Origin of the sequence: Pelotomaculum schinkii (genome assembly GCF_004369205.1) — a bacterium.
In the GTDB taxonomy this organism is placed as follows: domain Bacteria; phylum Bacillota; class Desulfotomaculia; order Desulfotomaculales; family Pelotomaculaceae; genus Pelotomaculum_C; species Pelotomaculum_C schinkii.
In genome coordinates this window covers 751,329-764,952 of record NZ_QFGA01000002.1, presented here as the reverse complement: position 1 = coordinate 764,952, position 13,624 = coordinate 751,329, and the positions used below count along the sequence as shown (strand labels likewise).

Genomic DNA, 13,624 nt, shown 5'->3' with positions numbered 1-13,624 from the left:
AGTTTGCAGGGGATTCAACTGCAAAATGTCACCAAAGAATATGCAAACAGCCAGGGTCAAAAAATTTGTGCTTTAAAGGCAGTTAATTTATCCATAAAACCCGGCGAGTTTATAGGCATAGCCGGAAAGAACGGCTCGGGTAAAACCACCCTTGCCCGTCTATTAAACGGTTTGCACCTTCCATCCACCGGCAGGGTTATAGTGAACGGCATGGACACCGGCCGGCGCCGGCAGATCAAGGAGATACGCCGCCAGGTGGCTATGGTTTTTCAAAATCCGGACAACCAGCTGGTAAGTCCGGTGATCGAGGAAGAAGTTGCCTTCGGGCCGGAGAATCTCGACCTGCCTGAGGAGGAGATCGAGCGCCGTGTTGACCAGGTCTTGCAGATTGTAGGACTGAGCGAACTGCGGCATACGTCGCCGCACATGCTGTCCGGGGGACAAAAGCAGCGGGTTGCCATAGCGGCAGCCCTGGCCATGCGGCCTGCTTACCTGGTTTTGGACGAACCGACTTCCATGCTGGACCAGACCGGCAGGCAGGGAATTCTTGACTACTTACGGGAGCTGAACAAGCGGCAGGGGATTACCATCATCCTGATCTCCCACAACATGGAAGACCTGGCCGGGGCGGCCCGTATGATCCTGCTGCAGGAAGGCAGTATTGTTTGTGACGCCCCTCCCTGGGAAGCTTTCAACCGGGAGGAAAAGAACCTTGACTTAAAGCCGCCGAATATCGTTCGCCTGGCTCAAATGCTTAGGAAGAGCGGTTACCTGCTGGATGAGCAAATCACCACTTTGGAGCAGATGGAGAACAGTATATGCCGGTTATTGAAATCAACAACTTAAGCTATGTATACAATAGCGGGACGTCAAATGAGAAGAAGGCTCTTGATAACATCACCCTGTCGGTGGAAAAAGGCGAATTTCTGGGGGTTGTCGGCGCCAACGGTTCCGGCAAGTCAACTTTAATTCAGCATTTTAACGGGCTTTTATCCCCGCAATCCGGAAGCATATCCGTATTGGGCATTGATCCGCGGGACAAGCACAACGGAGCGCAGCTATGGAAATCCGTGGGACTGGTGTTTCAATTCCCCGAACAGCAGATTTTTGAAGCGACAGTATTTGAAGAACTGGCCTATGGGCTAAACAACATGGAGTTGGACAAGGCGGAAATTCCGGTTCGGGTTAATGAAGCACTGGCAAGTGTGGGGCTTGTCCCTGAACAGGTGCGGGATCTGTCGCCGTTGTGCTTGAGCGGGGGGATGCGGCGTCGCATTGCAGTGGCCAGTATCCTGGCCATGAAGCCCGATATTCTGATCCTGGATGAACCGACGGCAGGCTTGGATCCAGAGGGCTGCGCCCATATTCTTACTACCGTCAAAAGATATCAGCAGGAACAGAAAGTGACCGTCATTATGGTTTCGCATTATATTAACGAACTAATTATCCTGGCAGATCGTGTCGCCCTGCTGGATCAAGGCCGCCTCAAGGCCTGGGGCCCGACCAGAAAGGTTCTGGAGCGGGATGAGCTGCCTTATGAGCACCTGTTGCTGCCTGACTATATGAAATTACTGCATAATTTAAAAAAGCGGGGGCTGCCGATAAACACAGGGGTGCTGACTGTAGAAGAAGCGGCCGGTGAAATCGACAGGTTGTTGAAAGCATGAAAATGATGAAAAGAATGAAGTTGGGAAAATACACGCCCGGTACCTCTATCATTCATCAATTGGACCCTCGGACCAAGCTCCTGGGGTGGCTGGCCATGGTTACCGCCATATTGGTTAGTTATAGCTGGCCGGTGCTCCTGCTCAACACAGGGTTGATTTTTGTGGTGATTTACCTGTCGAAAACAAGCCTGTCTTCGGTCTTGCACGGAATTAAATGGCTATGGATTATTTTTATCTGTAGTTTTCTGGCCCAGTGCATCTATACCCAGGGAGTTTCTCTATTCAGCCTGGGGCCGCTGACCGTGACTGTAGAAGGCGTATACCGGGGACTGTCAACATTTTTGCGCCTGCTCATTCTATTCTTGAGTTCCACCATCCTAACCATGACTACTTCACCAATGAAGCTGGCAGGAGGCCTGGAGGCTCTGTTTGCGCCTCTGGTCCGCCTGGGGGCGCCGGTAAATCAGTTTGCCATGCTGATTACGATTTCTCTGAGGTTTATACCCACCCTGCTGGAGGAAGCGGAGACCATCACCAGGTCCCAGAAGTCCCGCGGCGCGCCATTTACATCACCAAAGAAACTGGTGCGTTTGAAAACTTCTCTGGCGGTGCTCATACCTCTAGTGGTGAGTTCGCTGCAGCGGGCCACCGACCTGGCCGCGGCTATGGAAAGCAGGTGCTACACGGGCGGGCCGCACCACAGCCGGACCAGGAAACTGCGCTTTTGCCGCTGTGATCTGGCGGCGCTGCTCATAAGCATAACGGTAAGTATTTTACCGCTAATCTGTATCTATGGCATGGGCCTGCAGGTTCAGTCGCTTCAGAATTTACGTTAGGCCGGCCAGACGCTGGATGCAGCCGCCTGGCGCAAGACTACAGAAAAGGGAAGGAACATTATGAGGCATAGAAATACAGGGCAAAGAACGGGGTTGCTCATGCTGTTGCTCAGCGCCCTTTTGGTCGTGCTGCCTTTAGCCGCCTATGGCGATGGTGGCGACGGCTCGGGCAATACGCAAGGTGTGTTTAAGCCACTAAGTCTGGTGTCAGCCACCCTCGATGATGGAACCAGTGTTATAGACGCGGAGAATGTGTCGTTGAAGCCAAAGATCACCATGCATTTTGACAAGAATGTCGTTTATTTAATCTACTGGGAAAGAAATAAACGTTGTTTTCATCTTTATGATGAAAACGGCAATGAAAAAGCTCTTAATTTGAGTAAAATTGATGATACGGTGGATTTTTCCAAAAGGCAATATATCTGGGTGGAACCGGCAACAGCCCTTTCGCCGGGGACCAACTACAAGTTATATGTTGCTCCGGATTTGCTGGCCAAGAATGGGGGTTCCACGCTGTCCATGAGCACTAACAACCGGGGGGTAACGATCGAGTTTAAAACGGCCGGGGAGAAAAAGGCTAATAATACCGGGTCTGTCGTGTCTACGGGTAGTGCTCCCGCGGCAGCGGCTGCCGGCAGTGAAAGGCCGTCAGCTGATCAGGTCAAGGAGCAAAGCAATGCAACCGTTGAAGATACGGCCGAGTCCGGTGTCACAGTGGCCGCAAATCAAAACAATGAAGTGTCGCCAGGCGGGGCTGCGGCGCCCAGCGAGGCGGATACGGCCAAGGTTGCAGCTTTCGAGGAAGGACTGCGGGTGCAAAATGAGGTGGCTGTAGGCGCCGGGATTTTACTGGTTGGCTGGGTGGCTGTAGAAGTTTTAAGAAGAAAAAGAAAAAAGGGATAGCAAGGGGAGCGGCATGACTATTAACAAACGCGTCGGGATCGGGCTCCTGCTTCTTGTGCTGGTAGTCGGGGGCGCCTTTCTTTTTGAACAGCTCACCAAAGCGCAAGGCAGCCAAAACGGCAAACTTGTACCCGTCGTACAGTATGATAAAATCGCTGTTTATCTGGATGCCGGGGTGATCAGGCAGTTGGGTGAACAGGAACGGGAACTCAAGCAGAGCACGGGAAATTCTAATGAAGTATCACTTGGCTTTGTGCTTGGCTCAGCGGGGATTAGTGATTATAAATCCATCGAGGTGAGCGGGGTAGGCGACAGCGGGGAATTTACATTGAGCTCCAGGGAGATTGGGAGCATTGTCCTCTCTCCAAATAGCAACAGTACCTTTGCGATGATCAATAAGGCGGATGGAAACCGGGTCATGCTTAAAGAGGTCGCCAAATTTTATGTCGCCAATTAATTGAATTTGAAAAGAGGAAACAAACGTGGAAGACATGGAAAAAGAAAAGACGGCTGCTGATTTGAAAAACCCGGTGGACAACTTTATCTTTCACATAGGGCTGGCCGATGTGATCAGACTGACCATGTTCGGGACTTTAATCAGCGTCAGCAGGTTTGTGTTCCAACTCCCCATCGGGATACCGGGCCATACCAGCGTATACTGGATGGGCTTACTGATGTTGGGCAAGGGCTTAATCCCCAAATTCGGCGCCGGAGCCATCATGGGCATTATTTCCGGGATCCTGGCCATTGTTTTCGGTTTGGGTAAAGAAGGCCCCTTACTGGCTTTCAAGTGCATTGTACCGGGGGTGTTGCTGGATATCCTGGCGATTCTATTTTTGAACAAGCTGGAATCCATATGGGTGGGCGTTATCATCGGGGCCTTAATCAGCTGGTCCAAGCTGCTGGCCAGCATTGTTCTGGGCGTCATGCTTGATATCCCAATGGTGTTTCTGGCTATGGGCTTTGGTTATGCGACCTTGCTGCATGTCGTTTTTGGCGCTGCCGGAGGAGTTCTGGCAGCAGTGCTGATTAAGCGGTTAAAACCGCGTCTGGCCGCTTCCTGGCAAACCTGACCTTAACCGCGGCGCCAGGAATTATTATACTATCAAGAAGGGAACGGCGTGTGGAATGAAAATCTATGTAGGGATCGATGACACAGACAATATCGACCAGGGCGCGACCGGGATATCAGCTAAACATATCATCAAGATTATTGAAAATCAGCGCTGGGGAAGTTGTCAGGGCCTTACCCGCCATCAACTGCTCTTGCATCCGGAGATAGCCTATACTTCCCACAACAGCTCCATGTGCTTCACTGCTGATATTGAAGCCGCTTATCTGCAGCCGCTGATCGAAGAAGCCGGCAGATTTTTGGAACGGGATAGCGCGCCTGGTTCCGACCCCGGCCTTTGCGTAGTGGTAGAGGAACAGTTGCAGGATGCAGCGGGTCTGATCGCTTATGGTTATGAAACCAAGAAAAGGATCATGACCAAAGAAGAAGCCTACAGACTGGCAAGAAAGCTGGGTGTACACCTGTCTGAACACGGTGGTACGGGTATCGGCGTGATCGGGGCGCTGGCGGGAGTTGGCTTAAGAATGACCAATAATGACGGGCGCTTCCAGGGCCGGCTGAAACTCAAAGCCCCCGGAGCGATCATAAATGTGGCTGAGATTTTAAACAGCAGTTCTGTGGAAAGGGTACAGAGCCTGGACGGTTATATCCTGCACGATAATGAAGAGGTGCGACTGGGAAACAAATTAAAGACCGTACTGCTGGAAGGGAAACGTATCCTTCTGGTTTATCGCCGGGAAGACGGACTGGAGTGGGAAACCTGTACAACTGTTCACCTGGAGGATTATTGAGGTGATGGACATGGATTTTTGGAGTAAAAATGAAAGAGGCCAGGCGCAGTTCAATGGTGGCAGGCATGACTGGCTGCTGGCCGCCGGAATAGCGGGCAACTGCCCTCATTTTTTACTGGATGACGAGGACGAACTGGTGGCGGAGGAGGAAAGATCCTGCTACAACTGCCGGTTCAGGCGCTGGACCGATCGTTCCTTTATCTGCATGAAACGCCAAACAGTGGTGAATGTACAGAGCGATGAGTCGTCTACCCTGACGAAATGACTGCATTGTGAGGCCTGACCGGGTCGTTGTCCTGCATACGAATTCAGCTGGAACGTCAAATAAGGAATGATGTTATGGAAAGATATTTGTTCTTTTTCTTGATGTCCGGATCGTGCATGTATTTCTTTTATAAAATATACCGGCGTATTCGTTATATCCGCCTGGGCAGACCGGCGCAGCATACCGACCGGCCGCTTGAGCGCTTGAAATATTTTGCCGTTAACGTATTGGGTCAAAAGAAGATCCGCCGTTATCCGCTCTTTGGCTTATGCCACGCCTGCATCATGTACGGTTTTGTGATCCTGTTGCCGGGTATTCCCAACATGGCCGCCGAAAGGCTCTTTAACACCGGCATTCCTTTCGTGGGGAAAAACGCGCTGTATCTCTTTGTAAAAGATCTGTTTATCATATTGGTTATTGCCGGCATAACCGGCTGTCTCTTGCGGCGGATGATCAAAAAACCGGAATGGCTGAAAAATAACACCGAAGCTATTGGGCTTTTATTGCTCATTTTTACTATCGTCTTAACTGAAGCGCTGTATCACGGGACCAACCTGGCGTTGCAGTTAGGCGGCGGTAAGCTTTGGCCCGCTCCCCTGGCCGGAGCGCTCTCCGACTTTTTCGTTAATAAGCCGCCAGAGGTCATCGGGACGGCAGCGTCCATTTTCTGGTGGGCGCACTTCCTGGCCATTTTTTCTTTACTCTGGATTGTCCCCAACTCCAAGCACCTGCACCTGCTCTTTGCTCCTTTCAACACTTACTGGCACTCGCTGGAGCACAGGGGGGCGATTAAGCCAATCGAGCTGGAAGGTGCAACCGACGAGAAGGCCGGGGTCCATAAGATGGAGGACTTTACCTGGAAACAGCTTTTCGAGGCTTACACCTGCACGAAGTGCGGGCGCTGCAACGACCAGTGCCCGGCCCACCAGAGCGGCGAGCCGGTAAAGCCCAAGCCGCTGCAGGGCCGTTTCCGCAAGCACATCGAAGAGAGGGCGCCGCTTCTGCTTAAGCAGAAGTCCAGGCAGGACATCAAGCTGGCTGCTGCCGAACAGGCAATCTTAAAGAAGAATATCATCGGCGATGTCTATAAAAAAGATTTTATCTGGGGCTGCGCCATGTGCGGCAGCTGCGAGGAGGCCTGTCCGGTTTCTGTCGAGCATACTCCCAAGATTATTGCAATGCGGCGTCATCTGGTCCTGGCCAAAAAAGATTACTCTGACGAGATGCGGCAGTTTTTTAGCAACATCAAGTCGCACGGCAACCCCTGGGGAGTGGCCCGTCACGATAATAACTGCTGGTCGGCAAGCTCCGGCAACAAAGCGATAGCAGGCAGTAACCTCGCGGAGTATGTTTTTTTCGCAGGCTGCGCCGCTTCATTTGACCCAAAAGCCGGACGTGCAGCCGCAGCCCTGAACAATATGATGAGGAAGGCCGGATTATCTTTTACAACTCTTGGCGCAGACGAGTGGTGCTGTGGTGAAACAGCACGCAGGATGGGCCACGAAGCGCTCTTTCAGCAAATTGCAAAAAACAACATCAGAAAATGGAATCAATTGGGCGTCCGGAAGATTATCACCTCTTGCGCCCACTGCTATAATACTTTAAAAAATGAGTATCCCCAGTTCGGCGGTAATTGGGAAGTGATCCACCATTCCGTCTTACTGGCCGGTTTGTTAAAAGAAGGCAGGTTAAAGCCCACCAAAAACAACAATACGACGATAACCTACCATGATCCATGTTATCTCGGACGTTACAACGATGTCTACCGTGAGCCGCGCGAAATATTGAGGGCATTGCCCGGCGTCCGGCTGCTAGAGATGCAGCGCTCGGAGAACTGGTCGTTTTGCTGCGGGGCAGGCGGCGGCCGGTTCTGGACCAAGGCCGTGTCAGAAAACCTGATTGCTGCCGGCCGGGTACAGCAGGTGGTTGCTACCGGGGCATCCGTGCTGTGCACTGCCTGCCCATATTGCCAGATGCTGATGGAGGAGACGGCTGCCTGCCGGGGGATGCAGGAGCAAATTCAGGTCCTGGATATCGCCGAACTCCTGGAAATGGCCATGTAATCCGGCCGGTATGATTAATTCCATACTTTTAATATTCTCCTTACGGCTGGGGAAGAGAGGTCGCAGGAGCTGACATAAGTTATAATGTAGAAAACTTCAGAAAAAATTTGTATTGACTAGTTAGTTTAACTATGATTATACTTTGGATAATGATGGTCATACCACTATACCACTTTGGCCAAAAGTTTTTTAAAGGGGGTGCCATATGCCCCGTTGTTCTTTCAGTCACAACCACATGGTGAGCTAAGGCTGAAAAATAACGGGTTTTTCTAATACGACATCGTATTCCGGTGAGCACAAGACAGAATTTTTTATTTTGACAAAATATTTTTTTTTGCTGGAAAGGAATGTGACATAAAGCAGTGGCTGACTTAACAAGTTTTTTTCGACCCAATTCCGTAGCAGTTGTGGGGGCCTCTAAAACTCCCGGAAAAATCAGCAACGCGATTATGCGTAATATTATTTCCTCCGGTTATCAGGGTGCTATTTATCCCGTCAATCCAAGAGAGAGCGAAATAGAGGGACTTGCCTGCTACCCGTCGGTGGGCGCTATACCAGACTCGGTTGATATGGCAGTTATGGTCGTACCGGCGTCGAAGGTAGTGGCGGCAGCCCGTGAATGCGGTGAAAAAGGAGTCAAAACCCTGACCGTAATCACAGCCGGCTTCAAGGAAATCGGTAAAGAAGGGCTGGAGCTGGAAAAGAAACTGACTGAGATCTGTGAAGAGTTTAACATGCGTATGCTGGGACCCAACTGTGTTGGCGTGATGGATACACATACACCTATTAACGCCTCTTTTACCGCTGCAGCTCCGGTCAAGGGAGAAATCGCCTTTCTTTCCCAGAGCGGCGCTATCCTGCTGGCCATTTTGGACTGGAGCGCTACTGCCGGGCTCGGCTACAGTAAAGTGGTCAGTCTCGGGAACAAGGCCAACCTTTCCGAGATCGATTTTATCGAGGAAGCAGCGAATGATCCTTATACCAAGGTTATTCTGTGTTATTTAGAGGATATTGTGGATGGCGCCCGCTTCCTCAAAGTAGCAGGAGAGGCCGCCAAGAAAAAGCCTATTATCGTCCTGAAGTCCGGGGTCAGCCAGGCCGGAGCCCAGGCAGCTTCCTCTCACACCGGCGCTTTGGCCGGCAGCGATCTGGCCTATGACACCGCGTTTGAGCAGTGCGGGATCATCCGGGCTACTACCATGACCGAGCTTTTCGATCTGGCCATCGCATTTACAAAATCCCCCATTCCCGCTGGAGACAGGGTGGCTATCGTCACCAATTCCGGGGGACCGGGGATTATCGCTACAGACAATGTAGAGGACATGGGGCTCAAAATGGCCCGCTTCGACAAGAGTACCCTTGATGAATTCCGTACCAACCTGCCCAAAGAAGCCAACATCTATAACCCTGTTGATGTTCTGGGAGACGCCAGGACCGACCGTTACCAGTATGCCCTGAACAAGGTGCTGGATGACCCCAATGTCGACAGTGTCCTGGTCCTGATGTGCCCGACCGCCGTTACCGAACCGGTCGAAACTTCAAGGAGCATCGTGGAGGCCAGGGACGCACATCCGGATAAGCCAGTCTTCGCGGCCTACATGGGAGGACCTCTTCTTGCCGAAGGCGCGGGCATTCTGGCTGAAAACGGGATCCCTTGCTTCACCTTCCCTGAACCAGCCATTTTATGTATAAACGGCCTGAATAAATATAAACGGTACCTAGACACGGTGGACAGCAAGCAAGCGCGCGACCAATTGGAAGTCGACCAAAAGACGGTCAAGGCCATTTTTTATGACGTAACCAGGGAACGTCGCCTGAACCTGCTGAGCAGCGAGGCGTCCGCGGTAGCCGAGGCTTACGGTATTCCGGTCGCCCCTATCGTCCTGACTACCACTGCCGATGAGGCGGTGGCCGCTGCCAATGAGATGGGATATCCCGTGGTGCTCAAGGTGGCTTCGCCCAAAATTCTGCACAAATCCGACGTGGGCGGGGTGAAAGTGGGAATAAACTCCCCTGAGGAAGTCCAAAAGGCCTATCTGATGATTATGGAGAGTGTGCACCGCTACCTGCCCAAGGTCGTTGTGCATGGTATTGAGGTGCAAAAAATGATGCCCAAGGGAACAGAGCTGATTATCGGCATGACCAAGGATGTGCAGTTCGGCCCCCTGGTTGCTTTCGGATTGGGCGGGATCCACGTCAACCTCTTAAAGGATGTATCCTTCCGCCTTGCGTCCAGCCTGAACGATGAGAAAGTAGTTGGCGCAATGCTCTCAGAAACCAAAGCCTATACCCTCCTGAAGGGCTACCGTGGAGAGGCCCCGCGGGACATGGCGGCAGTGGTGGATGTAGTTAAGCGGGCAGCCAGGCTGGTCACAGATTTTCCCGAAATCACCGAGATGGACATCAACCCTGTGTTTGCTTATGAGAATGGTGTTTCAGCCCTGGATATTAAAATAACGATTTCTTGAGGTGATAGAATGAAAAGTCTATATATTATGGGCACACCGGGCAGCGGTAAAACGGTGGTTGCGCTGGGCCTGGCGCAGAAGTTGCAGCAGGAAGGCTACAGGGTGGGATATTTTAAACCGGTAGCCAACGGGCGCAACATGACCGGGAAAGTCGACCTGGATTCTGTTCTTATGAAGGAAGTACTACACTTGAATATCTCCCTGGAAAAAATCGCCCCCATTACCGCTAGCCCCTTTTACCTGAGCGCGCAGGCCTCTTTAAAAGATGGCCCGGCGGTCATTATGGATGCTTATGATGAGATAGCAAGCTTTTCAGATATTGTTATTATCGATGGGGCGCTGTCTATTGACATTTTGGCAAGTTACGGGCTGGACAGCGTCAGCCTGGCCAAAAAATTTGGTTCTAAAGCCCTCATGGTGCTTAAAATTGAAAACGATTACAGCCTTGACAACGCCATCTTTATGAATAAGCACCTGGCCCTGGCGGAAGTCCCCATTATGGGCACCATCTTCAGCAATGTACCAAGGCCGCTTTACGCCAAAACAGGAGGCGTATACAGCCCCATCCTGGAACAGGCCGGCTACAAGACCCTGGGGGTAATCCCCACCAGACCGGAAATTGCCTCACCCACGGTTGGCGAATACTTCGATATGCTGGGCGGTGAAATTTTAACCGGACACGAACGGCTTGACCTGCATGTGGAGGATATGGTTATCGGCGGCATGACCATGGCCAGCGCCCTGACCTATCTCAGGAGAGCCGCCAACAAGGCCGTTATCCTGGGCGGCGACCGGGCTGATTTGGCTCTGGCAGCTCTTGAGACCAGTACATCCGTTTTAATCCTTACAGGTGGATTGTACCCCGACGTTAAGGTTATTGCCAGGGCTGAGGAAATGGGGGTCCCCATTATTCTGGTTCACTATGACACATATACCACCGTCGAGAAAATGGGCCAGGTAAGCCGGCATATCCAGCCAACCGACAAGACCAGCATCGGAGTCGCGCTGGAGAATATTGTTACCCACTGTAACTGGGAGCATATTGTAAATAATTTATAGAAATGCTGTTCCGCGGTACTGCCCAATAGCTCACCAGCTAAGATGCCAGGCTGGCCTGTCCGGTCCAAAAGGAATGGTCAGCTCTGGCCCGTAGGCTTGATGCTAGTTTTGCATAGCGGCTGGATAACTATAGGAGGGACCAAGGTTATGCCTGTGGAGTTAAAGCCAATTAAGACCAAGAAAATATACGAGGAAATAATCTACCAGGTAAAAAAGCTGGTCACCGATGGAACCTTAAGGCCAGGGGATAAGCTCATGTCCGAAAGGGAAATGGCTGAACAACTTCAGGTTGGACGTTCGGCCGTAAGGGAGGCCTTTCGGGCTCTGGAGGCGTTGGGAATTATCGAAATAAGGCAGGGCGGCGGGACTTTTATCAGGGAGATCAGCACCCATTCGCTGGCGGAAGCGCTGGCGCTTACCTTGATGACCCAGAAGTACACCTCACGCGAACTGCTGGAGCTGAGGAAGATACTGGAAGTTGAGGCTGCCGGCCTGGCCTCGCTGCGGCATAGTAAAGAGGACCTGGTAAAAATGGAGGCGACCCTCAAGGAGATGTCTGAGGCCCTTCTAACAGGTGATTTGGGACAGCAGGCGGACTGGAATTTTCACTATGTGGTGGCGGAGGCCGCCCACAATTCCTTGCTGTTAAGGTTCATGGACTCAATTGCCGATACCAGGTGCAGGGTCCTGCAGGCAGCCCGGGAAGAGCTTTACCGTACGCCTGGCATGCCACAACAGCTGCTCAAAGATCACCACGCTATTTTTGAGGCAATCAGGGCAGGACGTGACAGGGATGCCAGGCGGGCCATGTACAAACACCTGGTCAGGGTGGAGAAGGCTACTTTAAATTGAAAGCCTTGTGACTTATCGCTGCGGTATTCGCAGGCCTTTAAGCCCTTTTTCCCCAGGGCTTGAGGACCGAAATAAAAACCACTATAATCAGCAGCAGTACCTGAATGCTGCCGAAGTAGTTGTTCATTTCCCGGAAATACAAATACTGAGCATTGTAGAGTGACTGGGCGCGTTCGGCATTCGCAATGGCGGTGGCGCCGTTGGTCCACGGTCCCAGCCAAAATGTGCCGAAAAGGATTTGGGCCACGGTGGCAACCCACTTGAAGATAACCCAATTAAACTTGAAGAATCCCCAGTTGGTAAAAAGGGAAAATAAAAGCCCGGTAATCAGGGAGCCTAAAGCGGCCGGGATGATGATGAAGTCATCGAGGAGTTTGACACAAGCGTTAACGGCATAAAGCTCATCTCCATTTGGAATATAGCCTTTGACCATGGTCAGGACCAGCATGGAGATCCCCGTACCTATCCAGGCGCAACAGAAGAAAAGATGGAATCCTTTCAGCCAGGCTTTACCCTTGACACCAAGTTTTTTCACTATGCCAACGCCTCCTTATGGATCCTTTCCATTATTATATTGCGAATGTAGGCGCCATTTCAATCGCACACGGCGCGCCAGCGCCGAACTTGTGGCAGCCAATGTTGCATTTGTCCAATGAATTTGCACCTACAATTAAAATTTAAACAAAAAGGAGCTTTAAGCTCCTTTTGTATGTTTACTTATATAGTGTGTAACTCAAGGTTAATGCAGTTTAGGCATAGGGTCGCCTGTCACATACAGCGCGTCAAGCATTTGCTTGAATAATTCTTCTGTGAGAGGCTTCCTCTGATCGAAAAACAACCAGCCTTTGCTTCTGGAATACAGCAGGGTGAAAGAACGCTTGTGGTTGGTAATGTCTACACGGCCTATTGACCCTATGGCAAACCTGCCCACGGGAATGATTTCTATAGGGGTTTGGTCTGTGGTAAGTATGAGCATCGGGGCCTGGTACTCTCCAACAGGTTCTTCAGATTTATTGACCATCAAATCAACAGCACTGAAGCTATCCTTTTGGGGATATGACGAAACCCACTGCTTAACCTGGCTAATCAGGCTATGAAGCGCTGCAATCCATTCCTCAATAATTCTTTGGTTGTTTACCCTAATCGTTTCATCGAGGTCAGACATGACGATCATCCTTTATATGATAATTTCGCGCCGGCCGGCGCCACATTATCATTATAAAAATAAACGCCAAGTTTGTCTATGCAGGGTTAATTGAAAAAGCTCTTGTTGATGAGGACAAACGCAGTCCACTTATCTTACCGCCAGAAGCAGCAGAATAAATATTAAAAAAAGGACAAAAGCGTCATTGCCTGGTAATCCAGTCAAGGCTCCCTCGGTTTTTAACCTTTGGCCCATAGCTTTAACCACCTTTTTATTTGCTAATATATGCTTTAATTAGTCATTTTGTGCAATATCAATAGTTCCACTCGATTTTTGCGAGCCTCAGGTATGGTTAGACATATATTTTTGAAAGGAAGGAACAATAGGTCTGGTGGGCCGGTAAGTCGCGCGCTGCTAAGCGCTTCATTGAAATAGTCTTGCCGGCCGGCCGACTAATAAAGGAAACGGGGTAGCTGCGCAATGGACAAAGAAGAGATAGACAGG

14 protein-coding genes are annotated in these 13,624 nt (G+C 51.0%); 12 read left to right on the top strand and 2 right to left on the bottom strand.

From position 1 onward, the window contains the following. Nucleotides 1–3: 3 nt before the first annotated feature. The 12 genes from Psch_RS14605 (at nt 4) to Psch_RS14550 (ending at nt 11,976) form a co-directional block, all read left to right on the top strand. Nucleotides 4–846 (top strand): energy-coupling factor transporter ATPase, encoded by an 843-nt coding sequence (locus Psch_RS14605; RefSeq protein ID WP_243124133.1) that lies wholly within the window; start codon nt 4–6, stop codon nt 844–846. Further along, nucleotides 819–1,667 (top strand): energy-coupling factor transporter ATPase, encoded by an 849-nt coding sequence (locus Psch_RS14600; RefSeq protein WP_190258604.1) that lies wholly within the window; start codon nt 819–821, stop codon nt 1,665–1,667. The genes Psch_RS14605 and Psch_RS14600 overlap by 28 nt, the downstream gene beginning before the upstream one ends. Further along, a complete protein-coding gene (locus tag Psch_RS14595; protein WP_243120627.1) occupies nt 1,664–2,503 on the top strand; it encodes an energy-coupling factor transporter transmembrane component T family protein in 840 nt (279 codons plus the stop codon). The genes Psch_RS14600 and Psch_RS14595 overlap by 4 nt, the downstream gene beginning before the upstream one ends. A 60-nt stretch (nt 2,504–2,563) precedes the next feature. After that, nucleotides 2,564–3,406 carry a hypothetical protein gene (locus Psch_RS14590; protein WP_134218934.1) on the top strand — a complete coding sequence of 281 codons (843 nt, stop codon included), beginning with the start codon at nt 2,564–2,566 and terminating at the stop codon, nt 3,404–3,406. Between the two features lie 13 nt (nt 3,407–3,419). Continuing rightward, nucleotides 3,420–3,863, top strand: coding sequence for a hypothetical protein (locus Psch_RS14585; protein ID WP_134218933.1), 444 nt, complete (start codon nt 3,420–3,422; stop codon nt 3,861–3,863). A gap of 34 nt (nt 3,864–3,897) precedes the next feature. Then, nucleotides 3,898–4,479, top strand: coding sequence for a hypothetical protein (locus Psch_RS14580; RefSeq protein WP_134218948.1), 582 nt, complete (start codon nt 3,898–3,900; stop codon nt 4,477–4,479). 55 nt (nt 4,480–4,534) lie between these two features. Further along, nucleotides 4,535–5,269, top strand: coding sequence for a hypothetical protein (locus Psch_RS14575; RefSeq protein ID WP_134218932.1), 735 nt, complete (start codon nt 4,535–4,537; stop codon nt 5,267–5,269). Nucleotide 5,270: 1 nt separating this feature from the next. After that, complete coding sequence (locus Psch_RS14570; protein WP_243120626.1) at nt 5,271–5,534, top strand: hypothetical protein; 264 nt, start codon at nt 5,271–5,273, stop codon at nt 5,532–5,534. A gap of 74 nt (nt 5,535–5,608) precedes the next feature. After that, complete coding sequence (locus Psch_RS14565; RefSeq protein WP_190258603.1) at nt 5,609–7,597, top strand: (Fe-S)-binding protein; 1,989 nt, start codon at nt 5,609–5,611, stop codon at nt 7,595–7,597. Between the two features lie 362 nt (nt 7,598–7,959). Continuing rightward, nucleotides 7,960–10,065, top strand: a complete 2,106-nt coding sequence (gene acs, locus Psch_RS14560; RefSeq protein WP_190258602.1) for an acetate--CoA ligase alpha subunit — start codon at nt 7,960–7,962, stop codon at nt 10,063–10,065. Between the two features lie 9 nt (nt 10,066–10,074). After that, nucleotides 10,075–11,124: a phosphotransacetylase family protein gene (locus tag Psch_RS14555; RefSeq protein WP_190258601.1), complete on the top strand. Its 1,050-nt coding sequence runs from the start codon at nt 10,075–10,077 to the stop codon at nt 11,122–11,124. 147 nt (nt 11,125–11,271) lie between these two features. Then, on the top strand, nt 11,272–11,976 hold the full coding sequence (locus Psch_RS14550; protein WP_190258600.1) for a FadR/GntR family transcriptional regulator: 705 nt from the start codon (nt 11,272–11,274) through the stop codon (nt 11,974–11,976). 37 nt (nt 11,977–12,013) lie between these two features. On the opposite strand, the gene Psch_RS14545 is transcribed toward Psch_RS14550, so the two are convergent. Together Psch_RS14545 and Psch_RS14540 are read right to left on the bottom strand one after the other, a co-directional pair. Continuing rightward, nucleotides 12,014–12,511: a hypothetical protein gene (locus tag Psch_RS14545; protein ID WP_134218928.1), complete on the bottom strand. Its 498-nt coding sequence runs from the start codon at nt 12,509–12,511 to the stop codon at nt 12,014–12,016. A 204-nt stretch (nt 12,512–12,715) separates the two neighbouring features. Continuing rightward, nucleotides 12,716–13,141 carry a hypothetical protein gene (locus tag Psch_RS14540; protein WP_134218927.1) on the bottom strand — a complete coding sequence of 142 codons (426 nt, stop codon included), beginning with the start codon at nt 13,139–13,141 and terminating at the stop codon, nt 12,716–12,718. Nucleotides 13,142–13,624 lie beyond the last annotated feature (483 nt).

Coding starts and splice junctions, on each gene's coding strand:
- Psch_RS14600 (WP_190258604.1), top strand. CDS start 819: ATGCCGGTTATTGAAATCAACAACTTAAGCTATGTATACAATAGCGGG.
- Psch_RS14595 (WP_243120627.1), top strand. CDS start 1,664: ATGAAAATGATGAAAAGAATGAAGTTGGGAAAATACACGCCCGGTACC.
- Psch_RS14590 (WP_134218934.1), top strand. CDS start 2,564: ATGAGGCATAGAAATACAGGGCAAAGAACGGGGTTGCTCATGCTGTTG.
- Psch_RS14585 (WP_134218933.1), top strand. CDS start 3,420: ATGACTATTAACAAACGCGTCGGGATCGGGCTCCTGCTTCTTGTGCTG.
- Psch_RS14580 (WP_134218948.1), top strand. CDS start 3,898: ATGGAAAAAGAAAAGACGGCTGCTGATTTGAAAAACCCGGTGGACAAC.
- Psch_RS14575 (WP_134218932.1), top strand. CDS start 4,535: ATGAAAATCTATGTAGGGATCGATGACACAGACAATATCGACCAGGGC.
- Psch_RS14565 (WP_190258603.1), top strand. CDS start 5,609: ATGGAAAGATATTTGTTCTTTTTCTTGATGTCCGGATCGTGCATGTAT.
- Psch_RS14555 (WP_190258601.1), top strand. CDS start 10,075: ATGAAAAGTCTATATATTATGGGCACACCGGGCAGCGGTAAAACGGTG.
- Psch_RS14550 (WP_190258600.1), top strand. CDS start 11,272: ATGCCTGTGGAGTTAAAGCCAATTAAGACCAAGAAAATATACGAGGAA.
- Psch_RS14540 (WP_134218927.1), bottom strand. CDS start 13,141: ATGTCTGACCTCGATGAAACGATTAGGGTAAACAACCAAAGAATTATT.